The organism is Collinsella aerofaciens (assembly GCF_015548375.1).
GTDB lineage: Bacteria > Actinomycetota > Coriobacteriia > Coriobacteriales > Coriobacteriaceae > Collinsella > Collinsella aerofaciens_AB.
Genome location: NZ_JADMWW010000015.1, coordinates 12903 through 29489 on the forward strand (window position 1 = coordinate 12903; position 16587 = coordinate 29489).

Sequence of the window (16587 nt, forward strand, 5' to 3'; positions counted from 1 at the left end):
CCAATAATCGACCCTCGATTGGCGTCCATTAAGGTAAAGCGGTTGTTGCCCAATCGACGGTGATGCTAAAGACTCGGCTTACGCCGGCATGGCCCCGAACCCGTCTATCAAGAACAGCCTAAGAACCAGCTTGATGACATTTCCCGGTTTGACTTCTGCCGCGTCAAAGACGTGTCGCTCGGCGAGCTCGCTGCAGTATGCATAGATGTCGCGGATAAGGTCCGCGCCCGAAAGCGTAAACATGTAGCCTGCGTCCGAAAGCGCATTGGGCGCGGCGGGCAACTTGGCCATGTGGCAGAACGTTTGCAGGTCGGGCTCCATAACATTCTGGTAGTCGAGGTGGCCGCTGGCATCCTGTGCGGCAAGCTCCAATTGGCGCACAAAATCTAGCGCCGCCGCTAACACAAAGCTCGGCGTAGGCGCATTGACATCCTGAGTGGTCGCCACAAGCCTGCCCGCCGCCTGCGTGACAAGCCAAGCGACCTCGCGCTGGCAACGCACGGCCTTGCGCGTAACCGGCTTGATGGACGAAGAAGAAACGCTTCCCTTAGGCGGATTCGAAGCAGCCACAAGACCCTCCCATGAACAATCCGGCCCAACAAGCTCGGATGAAACACGTGCTACATCAGTATACGGGGGAGTGGGGTAGCGGAGTACAAGCGCGCCAACGGCAAACCGAGAGCATCAACGACGTGCCGATCGCGGAATGAGATCTCGTAATAATTGACTCTCGGCCATATTATTGAGGGGCATGACTCGCGTTCGTATGGTTGTAGGTGCTGGCGATGAACGACATTGACCTTGCTGTTCCGTTGATGGATGGACCAAGCTATGACCGTGCCTGCAGTCTCGTGCCTTCCGAATACGTTGAGGCATGGGAGTGGTTTCTGGGTGAGGAACAGCGCGGCGGCGTTTGGACCAGCCTTCCGCACCACACCAAGGAAGATAGCCCTCAGTATCAGTATCGTTTGAGAATTGGCTCGGACTTCTTTCCCGTAACGCGGGATTCAGGGATCTTCTGGCCGGGCCAGGATCGGGTGAAGCAAGATCCCAATAAGATCTTTGCGCTTTCGGTCCATAACTCTAAAAAGAGCTTCTACACCGATGTGCCTCCGCTCTATTTGGACGATGGTACGTGGGTCATTAAGTACTCGGTTCAAGCGCCGGGTACCGTTGGTTTTCGAGACCAGAATTACAACCGTAAAATGCTCAACTGCATGGAATGTGGCGTTCCAGTCGGAGTCATATTTGCAACCGAGGTGGGCTACAAGGTGCTCGGCCTTGCGTTTGTTGAGCGGTTCGAGCCCGAAAACGGATGGTTTGTTCTGCACGGTCCTGTTCATAAAGGCGGACCGGACCCTCGTTTTGCACCCGACATGAGTTATCTGAAGCACATGCCCGTCGATATTGAGTTTACCGGACAGGGTACGACCGACGACGAAAAGGTCCGCTATGCGTTAAGGCGCGAGCGATTGGGGCAGCAATGGTTCCGCAAACAGCTCGTTGCCGCCTATGATGGCCGTTGCGCGGTGTCGGACTGCGGCGTCAGCGAAGCTCTGGAGGCTGCACATATCGAGAATTACTCGGGACCCAAATCGCAGGTTGCCAGCAACGGCATTCTGCTTCGGCGCGATCTTCATTCCCTATTTGATGCTCACCTGATTTCGTTTGAGCCTGTTTGCGGCGAATATCGGCTGTGCGGATCGTACCTGCTGGATAAGACCGACTACGCTTCCTTTGCGGGTGCGACGCTAAGGCAGCCGAATGAGCGTCAGTGGCGACCCGATACGGTGTTTCTTGAGGCCCATCGCATTGAGTTCGATCGCTCGGAAAAGAAGCGTGAAAAGGCGGGGCTTCTGCCGTATTAGCGTATTTGGCTTTGGCATTCTTTGACGATCGTGTTGTTTGATCGGATCGCGTGGCGATGCAATCTCGCGCCCGCCCGCCGGTGCATGCTCTTCCTGATTTGTATAGCGAGAAGGGGCATGTATGAGCTGGCGAGGCGATATTGCGATGGGGAAGTACGGAAAACTGCCGTGTGCCCTTATCGACAACAATATGTTTCCGGGCGTAGAAGTTGATTGCGGGTCGTTTGTCGTCGCCTGCCCTTGCTGCGGCTCGCAAATACCGTGTCTCGACATTCGGTTCATCGATGCACGTGACAGGTTCAGCGACGAAGTGAGGAAACGTACGGGCGTTCATATGCCGGTGTATCCGGAGAAATGCCCTGTTTGTGGCCTCGATATCGTGTACGACGCCGGCGACGAGGAATAGGTGATGCGGAGGAGTTGGCTGTGAGTGTCTTTTGCCTCTACAAATAAATCCCCTCACCGAGTTGCTTGTGGAACTCGGCGTGATGGTCGCGTGCCCAGGTAAAGAGCGCCTGGTCAAAATTGGTACGCGTGGCCGGGACGCCAAAGACGCCGGCAACTTCGACGCGTATAAACTCCAGTGCCGGCAGCTTGTTGATGGCAGTGAGGGCAAACGGGGACGAGGGCTCCTCGAACAGATAGCGACTGCCTTGCAGCGCGTCGCAACTGGTGCACGTGTTGCCGAGCGACGGGGCTTTGGAGGCTCGCGCGCCTACGGGCTTGTAGCCGCAGCGCTTATGAAGGTAGTCGCGGATCTCGCCCGGCACGCAGCCAAGAGCGGGCACGATGGCGAGTGCGTTGGCGTTGGCCGTGTCGATGGCAATGTGCCCGGATTCGTTGGGCGCGTGCGCGATGGCGATGCTCTCGTCGTTATCGGTTCGATAGGGAATGCCGAAGGCCGCGACCGAGGTCTCTTTGTGACACTTCCAGCACTCGCGCTTGCCCAGTACTAGATATATATACGGCGCTGAGGGGTCGGATCGGTCAACACCGGGCAGCCACTCGGCAAAGGGCTCGGGGTTGACGCCGCTGGGTACATACCAGATCTTCTTGGTCCGGTCCCATTTGGCGCCCAGCGCCTTGGCTTCTTCTTTGTGCGAAAAGGGGACATCGAGCTCGGTGCGCATGGCGGCTCCTTGGTGCTGCAGGTGCAAGTGGCTCAAGGATACCGCAGGGCGCAGACATCGCGGCGTTTTGCTGAGAAGTTGCGGTGCGGACTGATTGGTTATGCCGATGGATGGATCGGCAAGTAGATGGTCGGCTTTTGGCTAGTTGGGCGGTTGGAACTGCCGGCGGATTTAGCGACATAAAACAAAACAGCCCAGAGGACATGGCCTCTGAGCTGCGAACATTTGGTGGGCGTTAGAAGATTTGAACTTCTGACCTCTTCCGTGTCAGGGAAGCGCTCTCCCCCTGAGCTAAACGCCCGATCAAGGGTGCGCAAGCGCGCAAGGGATAATATAACGGAGCCTGAACTCGGTGGCAAGAACATTTTTAAAAATCGCTTACATTGTGGAATTCGGGGGCTTTGTCATATCCATCTCAAAAGTGCCTGCTGCCGCGATTTGGCTGTCGCATAATGCAAGGCCATTGCGGTATCGAGCTATGGAAAGACGCCTGCGGAATTGTCCTACCGATAAGCGGACAAGCCTCCAGCTGGTGCCTTCGCCGTGGTAAGGTAAGCCGAATTGTTTCCAGGCTGTTTCGGGGGAGTGGAATGAGCAAAGAGTGTGTCGAGCAGGTCGAAGGCGCAGGGGCTTCGGTGCCGATGACCGATATATCGAACATTGATGTGCCCGAGGGCACCGACGAGCTCAGCCGCAACACCCGTCGCGCATGGCGCGACCGCCTGAACAGCGCTTCGACGCGCAAGATGATCACGGGCGTCTTGGCTACGCTGGTGGGCGGTTCGTTTTGGGGCTTCTCGGGCACCAGCGCGAGTTTTTTGTTCGATACCTACCATGTCGATACGCTGTGGCTTATGAGCGTGCGTCAGATTCTCGCCGGCCTGCTCTTTATGGCTGTGGTTGTCACGCGCGACCGCGCACGCCTGGTCAAGCTTTGGACGACGCCCGCTGATCGCAAGCAGCTGCTGCTCTTTACCGCTTTTGGCCTGCTGTTCAACCAGTTTTGCTATCTTTCGGCCGTGCGCCTGACGAACGCCGGAACCGCGACGGTGCTCCAGTGCCTGCAGCTCGTTATCATCATGGGCTACGCCTGCGTGACCGATCGCCGTATGCCGCGTACTCGCGAAGTCATCGGCATTGGCCTGGCTCTGGGTGGAACCTTTTTAATCGCCACCGGCGGCGACCCCACCAGCCTGAATATCTCGCCGCTTGGCCTGGCAGCAGGTCTTATGTGTGCGGTCAGCGCCGCGTGTATGGCGGTGATTCCCGCCAAGATCCTGCCCGAATACGGCAGCCCCATCGTCACGGGCTCGGCAATGCTCACGGCGGGCGTGGTCTCGTGCGTCTTCGTGCAGCCCTGGGCGCATATGCCGGCGCTCGACGCTGCCGGCATCGAGGCGCTCGCGGTGTTCGTGGTTATCGGCTCGTTTTTTGCTTACATGCTTTATATGCAGGGCGTTAAGGACATCGGCTCGGTGCGCGCGAGCCTCATCGGAACTGTGGAGCCGGTTTCGGCGACCATCACCAGCGCCGTTATGCTGGGGACGGTGTTTTTGCCGACCGACCTTATCGGCTTTGCCATGATCATCGTGATGATGTTCCTCACGGTGTAGCTGGCGCCTCCGCCAAGACAGAAAAGGTGTTGTGCCGCATTTTCGCCAATTGATGTCCGTGTCTGGAGTTTAGCTGTCGATGCTCAAAATGCCATAAACTAGTAACGTTATGGACTTTTTCATTGCGACTCAATTGCGAGGATTTCTTTATGGCTGGTAATCACTTTAAGGGCAGCGATAGCGGCCGCCCTGCAGTTCCGCCGCGTCCGAACGGGGCTGGTAAGGCCGGCACGCCGGGCGGCGCTGGACAGGGCGGTTCCGGTAAGCGCGTGTCCCCGGGCGAGACGGCGATGTTTACCGCTCTGTACGAGCAGTCTCAAAAGGCAAAAAAGACCGGCCGTGCAAGAGGGAATGTCTTTGCGGGCGGTGCAACCTCCGCGTCGCAGCCGAGCGGAGCTCCTTCGGCACCTGCGAACAGCGCAGGTGCTGCCAACGCCGCGAATGCCGCCGGCAACGTTAATACCGGCAAGGCCGACAACAATACTCCCTCTGCCGGTGGCGCGGGGCTTACGGGTAACCTTGGCACGATCTACACCGGCGCCTCCGAGACTGGCACGTTCGCCCGCCTGGATGATAGCGGTGCCGAGTTTGCGGGCTCGGGTTCCAAGGAAGATTATTACGATTTTGGCTTGAACTACGGTAGTGACGCTTCGTCGAGTTCGACCTCTGACGGTCTGGTCCGTCATCGCCATCGCAAGGGCGAGCGCAAAAAGCGTCATACTGGCGCCATTATTGCCGCTGTAGTCGCGGTGCTTCTCGTTGCGCTTGGCGCAAGCGGCTTGATGCTGCTTAACTCGGCAAAGACCGTAAAGAGCGAAGCGAAGGAGGCTGTCGAGATCGTCGGTGGCCTTAAGGACAAGGTCACGTCGGGCGATTTTTCGACGCTGCCTGACGACGCGAAGAAGATCGATGAGCTCTGTAACAGCATGAAGGCGGAGACCTCGAGCCCGCTGTGGACGGCGGCTTCGTTTATCCCGGTGTATGGCAGCGATATCAATGCGGCCCGCACCATGATTGACGCCCTGTCCGATGTCTCGAGCAATGCGCTGGTTCCCATGGCCGACAACCTTTCGCAGGCTACGCCCGGCAAGCTGTTCCAGGACGGCATGATTAACGTGTCCGCGCTGCAGGCGGTCGCCGATTCGCTTTCCAGCAGCTCGAAGGTGTTCAAGAGCGCCAACGAGAAGGTCCAGGGCATTGGCGATACTCATATTTCCCAGGTGACCGAGCTGGTCGATAAGGCCAAGGACGGCTTTGCCACCCTCAACGGCGCGGTTGACGCGGCGGAGAAGGTCGCCCCCGTCCTTCCCCAGATGCTCGGCGCCAACGGCCAGACGCGCAACTACCTTATGTACGCCATGAACAACGTCGAGATTCGTGCCTGCGGCGGCTTTGGCGGTTCGCAGGGCCTGATTTCGGTCACCGACGGTCAGATGTCGATTGGCGAGTTTGTTCCCCGCATTGGACTCAGCGAGGATGAGGCGGTCGAGAGCGTCGACGAAGAGGATGAGGCGCTGTTCGGCAACCACAGCAACCTGTACAACTCGGGCAATACCTATTCGCCTGATTGGCCCCGCAACTCGCAGCGTGTCGCCGCGCTGTGGAAGTCCCAGTATGGACAGGACGTTGATGGCGTCATCGGTATCGACCCGGTGTTCCTGCAGTATCTGCTGGGCCTGGTCGGTAACGTGTCACTGCCCGACGGAACGGTTGTCGACGGCACCAACGCCGCAAAGGTCCTCATGCACGATGTGTACTGGAACTATCCGGTCGAGGAGTCGGACGGCATCTTTGCATCCGTCGCCAGCGCTGCCTTCGACAAGGTCCTTGGCGGTATCGGCGATGTCGATGTTACGAAGCTTGTCAGCGCCGTTGAGCGCGGTGCCGAAGAGGGCCGCCTGATCGCGTGGATGAGAAACGATGATGAGCAGAATGCCATCAAAGAGACGGGCATTGACGCTTCGCTGCCCGATCCGGATGATCCGAGTGCCGATCCCGTTGCCGGCGTTTACTTTAACAACCTGAGCTTCTCCAAGCTCGACTGGTATCTGAACGCCGACACTCAGATTGGTCAGGGCGTGAAGAACGGCGACGGCACGTGTTCCTATCGCATCACCGTTACCCTGACGAACATCATGACGCAGGAGGAGGCTGGCAAGCTGCCCGACTACGTTGCGGCGAGCGCGCCCGATGCCGCGCGTGACGACGAGCGTCTGAATGTCTCGTTGTTTGCCCCGACGGGTGGCAACATCAGTGACCTTACGGTTGAGGGTACCCAGTTTGGTCTTGGTGCCGCTACGTGGCATGGAATCCCCTTCTATTCGGGCACCGTTGACCTGCATGCTGGCGAGACGACGACGATCACGTATACGCTGACCACGTCGGCCGAGGCGGGGGACAAGTCTCTTACGCTGCGTCAGACCCCTACATGCCAGGCGGCTCGCGACAGCGCGTCGGCGTAGGGTTTTTCTGGTAGCGCAGATAATCGAGTACCATTTTGGGGCGGACAGGCAATCTGTCCGCCCCTATTTTGTAAGGAGAGCGCATGAAGTACTTTGGCACCGACGGCTTTCGCGGTGAGGCCAACGTTGGGCTGACGGTAGAGCACGCTTATAAGATTGGCCGTTTTGTGGGCTGGTATTACGGCGCCAACCGCGAGCGCAAGGCACGCGTCATCGTGGGCAAGGACACGCGTCGCTCGAGTTATATGTTCGAGGCGGCGCTGGTGAGCGGTCTGGTCGCGAGCGGTGCGGACGCCTATATGCTGCACGTGATCCCCACGCCGGGCGTGGCGCATCAGACCGTGGAGGGCTGCTTCGATTGCGGCATCATGATCAGCGCGAGCCACAACCCGTTTTGCGATAACGGCATTAAGCTCGTCAACAGCGACGGCTTTAAGATGGACGAGGACGTACTGGAGCTCATCGAGGACTACATCGATGGCAAGAGCGAGGTGCCGCTGGCCACGGGCAACCACATCGGCGCCACGGTGGACTACATGCAGGGTCGCAACCGCTACATTGCTTCGCTCATTGCAAGTGCGAACTTTTCGCTGCAGGGCGTCAAGATCGGTATCGACTGCGCCAACGGCTCGGCTTCCTCGGTGGCCAAGCCGGTGTTTGACGCGCTCGGTGCCGACGTGCGCGTGATCAATGCCGCGCCCGATGGCTTTAACATCAACGTCGACTGCGGCTCCACGCATATGGAGCGCCTGCAGCGCCATGTGGTGGAGCAGGGCCTGGACGTGGGTTTTGCCTACGATGGCGATGCCGACCGCTGCCTGGCCGTGGATGAGCGCGGTCGCGTGGTAGACGGCGACCAGATCCTGTACGTGTGCGGCGTGTATCTGAACAAGCACGGGCGCCTCTCGGGCGGTACCGTGGTGCCGACGATCGCCAGCAACTTTGGCCTTGTCAAGTCGCTGGAGCTTGCCGGTCTGAGCGCCGTGACCAGCGGCGTGGGCGACCGTCACGTGTATGCCAAGATGCGCGAGGGCGGCTACAGCCTGGGCAGTGAGCAGACGGGCCATACGATCTTTGGCGATATCGAGCGCACGGGCGACGGCATTATGACCTCGCTGCGCGTTATGGAAGTGATTCGCGCCGAGCGCGAGACGCTCTCGCAGCTCACGGCTCCGTGCAAGCTGCTGCCGCAGGCGCAGGTTGCCGTGCGCGTGGCCGACAAGGACGCCGCGCTCGAGAACATGGGCGTGCAGAATGCGATCGCCGAGGCCGAGGCCGCGCTGGCGGGCGAGGGCCGCGTGCTCGTGCGCAAGAGCGGAACCGAGTCGGTTATCCGCGTGCTGGCCGAGGCGCCCGACCAAGCATCCGCCGATGCCGCCATGAAGCGCATCGCCAACGCGCTCGAGGCTTTATAGCTACGCGGTTTTACCAAACCGCGTAACTGCTCGACGCTGTAGTCATTGAGGACGTTCTTAAACGACTAGGTGAAAAAAAGGGGGCGCTGCGGATTGGTTCCGCGGCGCCCCCTTTGCGTTGGCGTGTCGGTTATGCCTTACAGCTGGTACAGCGTGGTGAACTTGTCCTGCAGGTAGCTGCAGTAGTAGCGGGCGTCAAAGTCCATGCCGCAGGCGCCCTTGATGAGCTCCGGCGCGTCCTTGGCGCGGCCCCACTGCCAAATGTGCTCGCCCAGCCAGGCCCGGACGGGCGCCAGATCGCCGCTCGCGCAGGCACCGGTAAGGTCGATGCCGTCGCGGCACATGGCCGGCACGAACATGGCGTCGTAGGCGCTGCCCAGCGCATAGGTGGGGAAGTAACCAAACGAGCCACCGCTCCAGTGTGTATCCTGCAGGCACCCGTGCGTGTCGTCAGGAACGGGAATGCCCAGGTACTCGTTCATAAAGCGATTCCAAAGTGCGGGGATGTCCTTGGCCGTGGCCTCGCCGGCAAACAGCATGCGCTCAATCTCGTAGCGCACCATAATATGCAGCGGGTAGGTGAGCTCGTCGGCCTCGGTACGGATCAGCGACGGCTGGGCGATGTTCACGGCGTGGTAGAGCGTATCTTCGTCCACGTTGCCGTAGACCTCGGGCGCGTGACGGCGCAGCACCTCGAGCAGCGGGCCCATAAAATCACGGCTGCGGCCAACGGTGTTCTCAAAGAAGCGGCTCTGGCTCTCGTGGATGCCCATGGAAGTGCCGCCCTCCAGGCACGTGCGCGCATAAGCGGGATTGACGCCCAGCTCGTACATGGCATGTCCCGCCTCGTGGATGATGCTGTAGACGTTGGAGATGCAGTCGTCCTCATAGATGTGCGTGGCAATACGCGCGTCGCCCACCGAGAAGCCCTCGCTAAACGGATGCTCGGTAAAGGCGAGCGTGGTATCGTCCAGGTTAAGGCCGACGAGCTTCATCAGGTCGAAGCTCATGGCACGCTGGGCGGCGTCGGGCACATGCGCGTGCAAAAAGTCGGCAGTAGGCTGCTGGCCGCGCTCGCCGATGGCGTGAACGAGCGGCACGACGGTGGCCTTGACCTCGTCGCAAAACGCGTCGAAGCTCTCGGTGGAAAGGCCGCGTTCGTACTGGTCGAGCCAAACATCGTATGGGTCGCGCTTGGGGTCCATGAGCTCGGCCTGACGCTTAAGCTGGCAGACGATCTTGTCCACATAGGGCTCAAAGCTCGCCCAGTCATTGGCCGTCTTGGCCTTGTGCCACACGGCATCGGCCTCGCAGGTGAGCCTGGTCCAGGCCTCGGCTTCTTCGGTGGGAATGGCGCTTGCCTCGCGCTGGTCGCGGCCGAGCACGCGAATCTCGTCGAGCAGCTGCGGGTCGTCGATCTTTTCGCCCGCGACTGTCTCACGCGCGAGAGAGCGCACGAGCTCAACGGACTTTTTGCTGGTCAGGAGCTTGTGATGTTCGCCGGCAAGGGTGCCCATAGCATCGGCGCGGGCCGCGGCGCCGTTGGCGGGAGCAATCGTCGCGCCATCGAACTCGGCAATCTTGAGCAGGTACTCGCGGGTCCACAGTTTGCCTTCGAGCTTGCGGAATTTTTTGACGGCCTTATCGACCTTCATGCCTTTGGGCGTCTTGCCCACTGCGGGCTTGGCCTTCTTATCGTGCTTCTTACCCATACCATATCCTTGATCTCGCAGACCGGACGCCACGGGTGGGCGTTCGGCCAGTTTGCACAGCCACCTGCCTTGTACCCAGTGCGGACAAAACGGAACGCGGCGATATGCTCGCAGAATGTGTTATCCTGTAGCCCAATGCGTTGACGGAGAGGGTTTTGCCCGCCGCGTCGCCGGCAAGAGAGGGAAGGCCATGGGCTGCAAGCCTTCCTGCGGTGGCAAGGGCCAAGCGTTCACTCCCGAGCAGCGACCTCAACGGGCGCGCGGCCAGCGGCGGCGAAGCCCCAGTAGGGAAGCCGTGAGCCTCGCGATAAGGGGCGCAGAGTGGGCACGGCGGGCCAGACATCCGCCGGGTCAAACAAGGTGGTACCGCGGAATTCAACCGTCCTTGGGCAATGCACATGCCCGAGGACGGTTTTTTATTACCGAACCGGGCCGCGTTTTCGCAACGTCAGACGGCGGCAGCCGCCTCGGCAAACGGAGAGCGCGAGAGACGAAAGGGAAGACATGAGTCTGATTGATGATCTGGTCAAACTCGAGGAAGAGGCCAAGGAGCTCGTCGCAGGCGCCGACGACGCAGCCAAGCTCGAGGCTGCGCGCGTTGAGCTGCTCGGCCGCAAGGGCCGCATCACCGGCCTGATGCGCATGATGGGCAAGCTCGCCCCCGAGGATCGTCCCGTGATGGGCAAGCGCGCCAACGAGATGCGCCAGCTGATCGAGGGCATGCTCGACGAGCGCAACACCGAGATGAAGGCCGCCGCCCTCAAGCGCGCACTCGAGCACGACGCCGTCGACATCACGCTGCCGGGCATCCGTCCGCAGATCGGCCACCAGCACCTGATCAAGCAGATCATCGAGGAGGCCGAGGACATCTTCTGCGGCATCGGCTACACCGTCGAGTCCGGTCCCATGGTCGACACCTCCTACTACAACTTCACCGCGCTCAACGCCCCCATGGATCACCCGAGCCGCTCGGCCCGCGATACCTTCTACGTGGTCGACAATAACCCCGGCAGCGTCGCGCACCCCGAGGCCCACGCCCACGGCGAGTCCGACGTGCTGCTGCGCACCCAGACCTCGGGCGTGCAAATCCACACCATGGAGTCGCAAAAGCCGCCCATCTACATGATCTGCCCGGGCACCGTCTACCGTCCCGACACGGCCGATGCCTGCCACCTTCCGCAGTTCAACCAGATCGAGGGTCTGGTCGTCGACGAGGGCATTACCTTTGGCGACCTTAAGGGCACGCTCGACTACTTTGTTAAGTGCATGTTTGGCGAGGACCGCAAGACGCGCTATCGCCCGCACTTCTTCCCCTTCACCGAGCCCAGCTGCGAGGTGGACGTGAGCTGCCACGTGTGCGGCGGCAAGGGCTGCAACTTCTGCAAGCACAGCGGCTGGATCGAGATCCTGGGCTGCGGCATGGTCGACCCCAACGTCCTGATCAACTGCGGCATCGACCCCGAGAAGTACACCGGCTTCGCCTTTGGTATTGGCGCCGAGCGCGTCGCGGCACTGCGCTACGACCTGCCCGACCTGCGAACGCTCATGACTGGCGATATGCGCTTCCTTAACCAATTTTAGGCTTGCCCAGGCACCCCATCTTGGCGTTCAAACCGTCGCTCGCGTACTTGTAGTACGCGTCGCTCCTCTTTCACGCCAACCTGGGGCACCTGGACAACCCTAAGGCGAACGTCTTCATTTGATATTCCTCCCTTTGCGGAGATTAAGAACTAGGAGAGCTACATGCGCGTTTCTTACGACTGGCTCAAGACCATGATCGATATTCCGGAGGATCCCAAGACCCTTTCGGACGAATATAACCGTACCGGCACCGAGGTCGAAGCGATTGACACCGTGGGCGAGTCCTTCGACCACGTGGTGACCGCCAAGGTGCTCACCAAGACCCCGCACCCCGATAGCGACCACATGTATGTGTGCTCGGTCGACGTGGGTGACAAGAACCTCGACGCCGACGGCAATCCCGCTCCGCTGCAGATCGTCTGCGGCGCGCAGAACTTTGAGGCCGGCGACCACATCGTCACGGCCATGATCGGCGCAGTTCTGCCCGGCGACGTCAAGATCAAGAAGAGCAAGCTTCGCGGCGTTGTGTCCATGGGCATGAACTGCTCCGCGCGCGAGCTCGGCCTGGGCGGCGACCACTCCGGCATTATGATCCTGCCCGAGGATACGCCCTGCGGCATGCCGTTTGCCGAGTACGTGGGCTCGAGCGACACCGTGCTCGACTGCGAGATCACGCCCAACCGCCCCGACTGCCTGTCCATGATCGGCATGGCCCGCGAGACCGGCGCCATCTTCGATCGCGATTTCCACGTTGAGCTGCCCGCTATCAAGGCGGAGACCGGCCGCGCGACCGACGACGAGCTTTCCGTCGAGATTGCCGACGAGGGCCTGTGCGACCGCTACGTTGCCCGCATCGTGCGCAACGTGAAGGTCGGCCCGTCGCCCGACTGGATGGTCAAGCGCCTTAACGCCCTGGGCGTGCGCCCGCACAACAACATCGTCGACATCACCAACTATGTGATGATGCTCACCGGTCAGCCGCTGCACGCCTTTGATCTGGACACCTTTGCCGAGCGCGATGGTCACCGCCGCGTGGTGGTTCGCGCCGCCCAGCAGGATGAGAAGTTCACGACGCTCGATGGCGAGGAGCGCGTGCTCGACGCCGGCATGGGCCTTATCACCGACGGCGAGCGCCCTGTGGCGCTGGCCGGCGTTATGGGCGGCATGGATTCCGAGATCGAGGACGACACCGTCGACGTGATGGTCGAGAGTGCCTGCTTCAACGCCGGTCGCACCTCGCACACCAGCCGCGATCTGTCGCTGATCTCCGACGCCTCCATTCGCTTTGAGCGCCAGGTCGATGAGACCGGCTGCGTGGATGTCGCCAACGTTACCTGCGCGCTCATCGAGGAGATTGCCGGCGGCGAGGTTGCTCCCGGTTATGTCGACGTTTTCCCCGCGCCCAAGACCATCGACAGCATTAAGCTGCGCCTGGCCCGCGTGCACGCCATCTGCGGTGCCGATATCGAGCCCGACTTTATCGAGCGTTCGCTCACCCGTCTGGGCTGCACCGTCGAACGCGACGGTGAGGACTTTATGGTTACCCCGCCGAGCTTCCGCCCAGACCTGCCGCGCGAGATTGACCTGATCGAGGAGGTCCTGCGCCTATGGGGCATGGGCCGCGTGACGGCGACCATCCCGGCTGCCAAGAACCACATCGGCGGCCTGACCCGCGAGCAAAAGCTCACCCGCAAGGTCGGCGAGATCTTGCGCGCCTGCGGTCTTAACGAGACCACGACCTTTGGCTTTGCCGCCCCGGGCGACCTGGAGAAGATCGGCATGTCCACCGAGGGCCGCGGCTGCCCCGTGGTGCTCATGAACCCGCTGGTGGCCGAGCAGACCGAGATGCGCCGCTCGCTGTTGCCGGGCCTACTGCAGTCCGTTGCCTATAACGAGGCCCACGGCACGCCCAACGTGCACCTGTACGAGGTCGGCAGCCTGTTCCATGGTCGCGAGAATGCCAGCCTGCCCAAGGAGACCAAGTCCGTCGCGGGTGTGCTCTCGGGCCAGTGGAGCGAGCAGTCCTGGAACATGAAGTACCGCAAGCTGCGCTTCTTCTTTGGCAAGGGCATCGTCGAGGAGCTGCTTGCCCAGCTGCGCATCGAGAAGGTTCGCTTCCGTCCCGTCGAGGGAGAGAGCTATGCTTTCTTGCAGCCGGGTCGTGCGGCCGAGGTTCTGTCCGGCGGCACCGTGCTGGGCTGGGTCGGCGAGATTCACCCCGAGGCGCGCGAGGCGATGGGCATCGATGAGGTCGTCGTTGCCTTTGAGCTCGATCTGGACAAGCTGATCAAGGGCGCCCGCAACCAGGAGAACTACCGCGAGTTCTCGCAGTACCCTGCCGTTGAGCACGACCTTGCTATCGTGGTCGATAACTCCGTGACCTGCGAGGACCTTGAGCGCCGCATTACCAGCGCCGGCGGCAAGTTGCTCGAGGGTGTGCGTCTGTTCGACGTCTACCGCGATCCGGTCCGCGTGGGCGTGGGCAAGAAGTCCATGGCCTTTGCGCTTACGTATCGCTCCGACGACCACACACTCACCAGCGAAGAGGTCGAAAAAGCACACCAGAAGATCGTCACCAAGGTGTGCAAGGGCGTAAACGGCGAGGTCCGCGGATAGGTCCTGCACTGGGATATGGGTCGGCGGTGGCTGCCGCCGAGTCCTACGTGACCGCTATGCTCGGTATGAGGCACCGTTGAGCCTGTATATATGACACGCGCATTACATAACGGCGTGCTGCTTTGTCGGCAGTGCGCCGTTTTGCTATGATAGCCCGCGTCGTGTTACGAATTTGACAATACGTAACACTGTCAAGGTGATTTAAGCGGCGTTGCAATTCTGTGCGCCGACAACCGGGAGGCGTACATGCACATTCCAGATAACTATCTGTCCCCGCAGACCGATGCCGTCATGGCGGTGGCGATGGTGCCCGTTTGGGTTCACTGCATCAAGAAGGTGCGTGCCACGCTCGATCGCGAGCATATGGCGTTCCTGGGCATCTGCGCCGCATTCTCCTTCTTGCTCATGATGTTCAACGTGCCGCTGCCCGGCGGCACCACAGGTCACGCCGTCGGCGGCGCGCTCATCGCGCTGCTGCTGGGCCCCGAGGCCGCGGCTATCGCTGTCTCGGTCGCGCTGGCGCTGCAGGCGCTGCTATTTGGCGACGGCGGCGTTCTGTCGTTTGGCGCCAACTGCTTTAACATGGCCTTTGTGCTGCCGTTTGTCGCTGCTATCGTGTTTCGTGCGCTCAACAGCCGTCTGCACGACAAGAGCTGGGGCACTTCGGTTTCTGCCATCGTGAGCGGCTGGGTTGGCCTGTGCCTGGCGGCCCTGTGCGCGGCGGTCGAGTTCGGTATTCAGCCGATGCTCTTCACCAACGCTTCGGGCGCTCCGCTGTACTGCCCCTTCCCGCTGTCCGTGGCTATTCCGGCCATGTTGATCCCGCATATGCTGGTTGCCGGTGTGATCGAGGGCGTGGCGACGGCCGCCATCTACGGTTTCATTAAGAAGACGGCGCCGAGCATTATCGTCGGGCCCGAGGCCGTCGATGGCCAGCTTGCTGCCGAGGGCGCTGCTGCCAAGAAGACCTCGCTGGTCCCCACGCTCATTTTGGTCGCCGTGCTCGTGGTGGCCACGCCGCTGGGCTTGCTTGCCACCGGTGACGCCTGGGGTGAGTGGGACGCCGAGGGCGCCGCGACCGCCGTTCAGGAGGCTGGCGACGACAGCCTGCAGGCTTCGGTCGGCCTCGATACCCCGACCTTTGCCGACGCGCTGCCCACGGGTGATTACCTGCAGGCTTATTCCGAGGAGCAGGGTCTTGGCTTTGCCGGTCAGGCTGCCATGTATATCCTGTCCGGCGTGATTGGCGTGGCGGTGCTCACCATCGCATTCCGTCTGATCTCGCTGACGGTCAAGGAAAGCGGTGCTCATGGCAATAGCCGAGCTGCCTAGCTGGCTTGCGACCGAGCAGCGTTACGAGCCCGCGGGGGCTCGGCATCGTGTGATGCAAAAGAATGTCCTGCACCTGGCGAGCCTGCTTGAGCGGGTTCGCCTGGGTGGAGGCGCGCACGAGGGCGGGTCGATGGTCGACCGCGCCCTTTCTTGCGTTTCGGCTCCGGTGCGCCTGGTGGGGATGTTCGTCTGCGTCCTGTGCGTGTGCCTGACGCAGAGTCCGCTGTACCTGATGCTGATGGCGGCAATCGCGTTGGTGCTGGTCGCGGTGCGCCCCGCACGCGGGCTGCGTGCGACCTTTGTACCGGCGCTCGGCGCCACGGGGCTTGCCGTGGTTCTGGCACTGCCTGCCCTGCTGCTGGGCGCGTCTGCCACGGGCGCCATGCTCAAGATCGCGCTCAAGACGTTTATTAATGTGTCGCTGGTGCTGGGTGTTTCGTGGACGCTTACCTGGAGCCGCATGTCGGCGGCGCTCAAAATGCTGCACCTGCCCGACGAGGTTATCTTTACGTTTGATATGGCACTCAAGCATATCGAGGTGCTGGGACGCACGGCGCACGATCTGTGCGAATCGGTCATGCTGCGCAGCGTCGGTTCCGCGCCCGCGGGTTTTTCGCGTACCGACTCGCTGGCGGGTATCATGGGCATGACGTTTATCAAGGCGATGGAATGCAGCCGCGCGATGGACGAGGCCATGCTGTGCCGCGGCTTCGCCGGCGTGTATCCGGCGCCTGCACGGAGCGGCTTTGGCTGGCGCGATGCGGTTTACGCGGCCGGCGTTGCGTTGCTCGCCGTGTTGTGCGCGGTGCTGTAGCGCGGACGGTCGAACCGTCGATGTGAGTAGGGAAGGGCGACGTT

The 16587-nt window shown here is 61.2% G+C and carries 12 protein-coding genes and 1 tRNA gene; 9 read left to right on the forward strand and 4 right to left on the reverse strand.

What is annotated here, in order from left to right; all coding sequences use genetic code 11:
• Positions 1-78: 78 nt before the first annotated feature.
• A complete protein-coding gene (locus I1969_RS07250) occupies positions 79-570 on the reverse strand; it encodes a hypothetical protein (RefSeq protein WP_195234201.1) in 492 nt (163 codons plus the stop codon).
• Between the two features lie 215 nt (positions 571-785).
• Between I1969_RS07250 and I1969_RS07255 the strand changes: the two genes are divergently transcribed.
• A complete protein-coding gene (locus tag I1969_RS07255) occupies positions 786-1868 on the forward strand; it encodes an HNH endonuclease (RefSeq protein WP_148332384.1) in 1083 nt (360 codons plus the stop codon).
• A gap of 121 nt (positions 1869-1989) precedes the next feature.
• Positions 1990-2274, forward strand: coding sequence for a hypothetical protein (locus I1969_RS07260; RefSeq protein WP_195234203.1), 285 nt, complete (start codon positions 1990-1992; stop codon positions 2272-2274).
• 37 nt (positions 2275-2311) lie between these two features.
• Here the strand turns inward: I1969_RS07260 and I1969_RS07265 are convergent, their stop codons facing one another.
• Positions 2312-2998, reverse strand: coding sequence for a DUF5710 domain-containing protein (locus I1969_RS07265; protein WP_195234205.1), 687 nt, complete (start codon positions 2996-2998; stop codon positions 2312-2314).
• Positions 2999-3224: 226 nt separating this feature from the next.
• Positions 3225-3299 (reverse strand) — tRNA-Val (locus tag I1969_RS07270).
• 289 nt (positions 3300-3588) lie between these two features.
• Here I1969_RS07270 and I1969_RS07275 point away from each other — a divergent pair.
• The 3 genes from I1969_RS07275 to glmM all read left to right on the forward strand — a co-directional run bounded on the left by I1969_RS07275 (position 3589) and on the right by glmM (position 8488).
• The gene (locus I1969_RS07275; RefSeq protein WP_195234207.1) at positions 3589-4611 is read left to right on the forward strand and encodes a DMT family transporter; all 1023 of its coding nucleotides are present in this window, start codon (positions 3589-3591) and stop codon (positions 4609-4611) included.
• A 149-nt stretch (positions 4612-4760) separates the two neighbouring features.
• The gene (locus I1969_RS07280) at positions 4761-7073 is read left to right on the forward strand and encodes a DUF4012 domain-containing protein (RefSeq protein ID WP_195234208.1); all 2313 of its coding nucleotides are present in this window, start codon (positions 4761-4763) and stop codon (positions 7071-7073) included.
• A gap of 83 nt (positions 7074-7156) precedes the next feature.
• Entirely contained in the window at positions 7157-8488 is a 1332-nt protein-coding gene (gene glmM, locus I1969_RS07285; RefSeq protein ID WP_195234212.1) for a phosphoglucosamine mutase, read from the forward strand.
• Positions 8489-8625: 137 nt separating this feature from the next.
• Here glmM and I1969_RS07290 read toward each other — a convergent pair whose 3' ends face one another.
• The gene (locus I1969_RS07290) at positions 8626-10200 is read right to left on the reverse strand and encodes a carboxypeptidase M32 (RefSeq protein WP_195234214.1); all 1575 of its coding nucleotides are present in this window, start codon (positions 10198-10200) and stop codon (positions 8626-8628) included.
• 504 nt (positions 10201-10704) lie between these two features.
• Between I1969_RS07290 and pheS the strand changes: the two genes are divergently transcribed.
• The 4 genes from pheS (at position 10705) to I1969_RS07310 (ending at position 16543) form a co-directional block, all read left to right on the forward strand.
• A complete protein-coding gene (pheS, locus tag I1969_RS07295; RefSeq protein ID WP_055250566.1) occupies positions 10705-11781 on the forward strand; it encodes a phenylalanine--tRNA ligase subunit alpha in 1077 nt (358 codons plus the stop codon).
• A 162-nt stretch (positions 11782-11943) separates the two neighbouring features.
• The gene (gene pheT, locus I1969_RS07300) at positions 11944-14397 is read left to right on the forward strand and encodes a phenylalanine--tRNA ligase subunit beta (RefSeq protein WP_195234216.1); all 2454 of its coding nucleotides are present in this window, start codon (positions 11944-11946) and stop codon (positions 14395-14397) included.
• 246 nt (positions 14398-14643) lie between these two features.
• A complete protein-coding gene (gene cbiM, locus I1969_RS07305; protein WP_035136804.1) occupies positions 14644-15729 on the forward strand; it encodes a cobalt transporter CbiM in 1086 nt (361 codons plus the stop codon).
• A complete protein-coding gene (locus I1969_RS07310; protein ID WP_035136805.1) occupies positions 15707-16543 on the forward strand; it encodes an energy-coupling factor transporter transmembrane component T family protein in 837 nt (278 codons plus the stop codon). Before cbiM ends, I1969_RS07310 begins: the two co-directional genes overlap by 23 nt.
• The last annotated feature ends 44 nt before the right edge of the window (positions 16544-16587 follow it).

Bases quoted from the DNA above. Each gene is read 5' to 3' on its own strand.
- glmM (WP_195234212.1), top strand. From the start codon at position 7,157: ATGAAGTACTTTGGCACCGACGGCTTTCGCGGTGAGGCCAACGTTGGG.
- pheT (WP_195234216.1), top strand. From the start codon at position 11,944: ATGCGCGTTTCTTACGACTGGCTCAAGACCATGATCGATATTCCGGAG.
- I1969_RS07260 (WP_195234203.1), top strand. From the start codon at position 1,990: ATGAGCTGGCGAGGCGATATTGCGATGGGGAAGTACGGAAAACTGCCG.
- I1969_RS07310 (WP_035136805.1), top strand. From the start codon at position 15,707: ATGGCAATAGCCGAGCTGCCTAGCTGGCTTGCGACCGAGCAGCGTTAC.
- I1969_RS07280 (WP_195234208.1), top strand. From the start codon at position 4,761: ATGGCTGGTAATCACTTTAAGGGCAGCGATAGCGGCCGCCCTGCAGTT.
- I1969_RS07265 (WP_195234205.1), bottom strand. From the start codon at position 2,998: ATGCGCACCGAGCTCGATGTCCCCTTTTCGCACAAAGAAGAAGCCAAG.
- cbiM (WP_035136804.1), top strand. From the start codon at position 14,644: ATGCACATTCCAGATAACTATCTGTCCCCGCAGACCGATGCCGTCATG.
- pheS (WP_055250566.1), top strand. From the start codon at position 10,705: ATGAGTCTGATTGATGATCTGGTCAAACTCGAGGAAGAGGCCAAGGAG.
- I1969_RS07255 (WP_148332384.1), top strand. From the start codon at position 786: ATGAACGACATTGACCTTGCTGTTCCGTTGATGGATGGACCAAGCTAT.
- I1969_RS07275 (WP_195234207.1), top strand. From the start codon at position 3,589: ATGAGCAAAGAGTGTGTCGAGCAGGTCGAAGGCGCAGGGGCTTCGGTG.
- I1969_RS07290 (WP_195234214.1), bottom strand. From the start codon at position 10,200: ATGGGTAAGAAGCACGATAAGAAGGCCAAGCCCGCAGTGGGCAAGACG.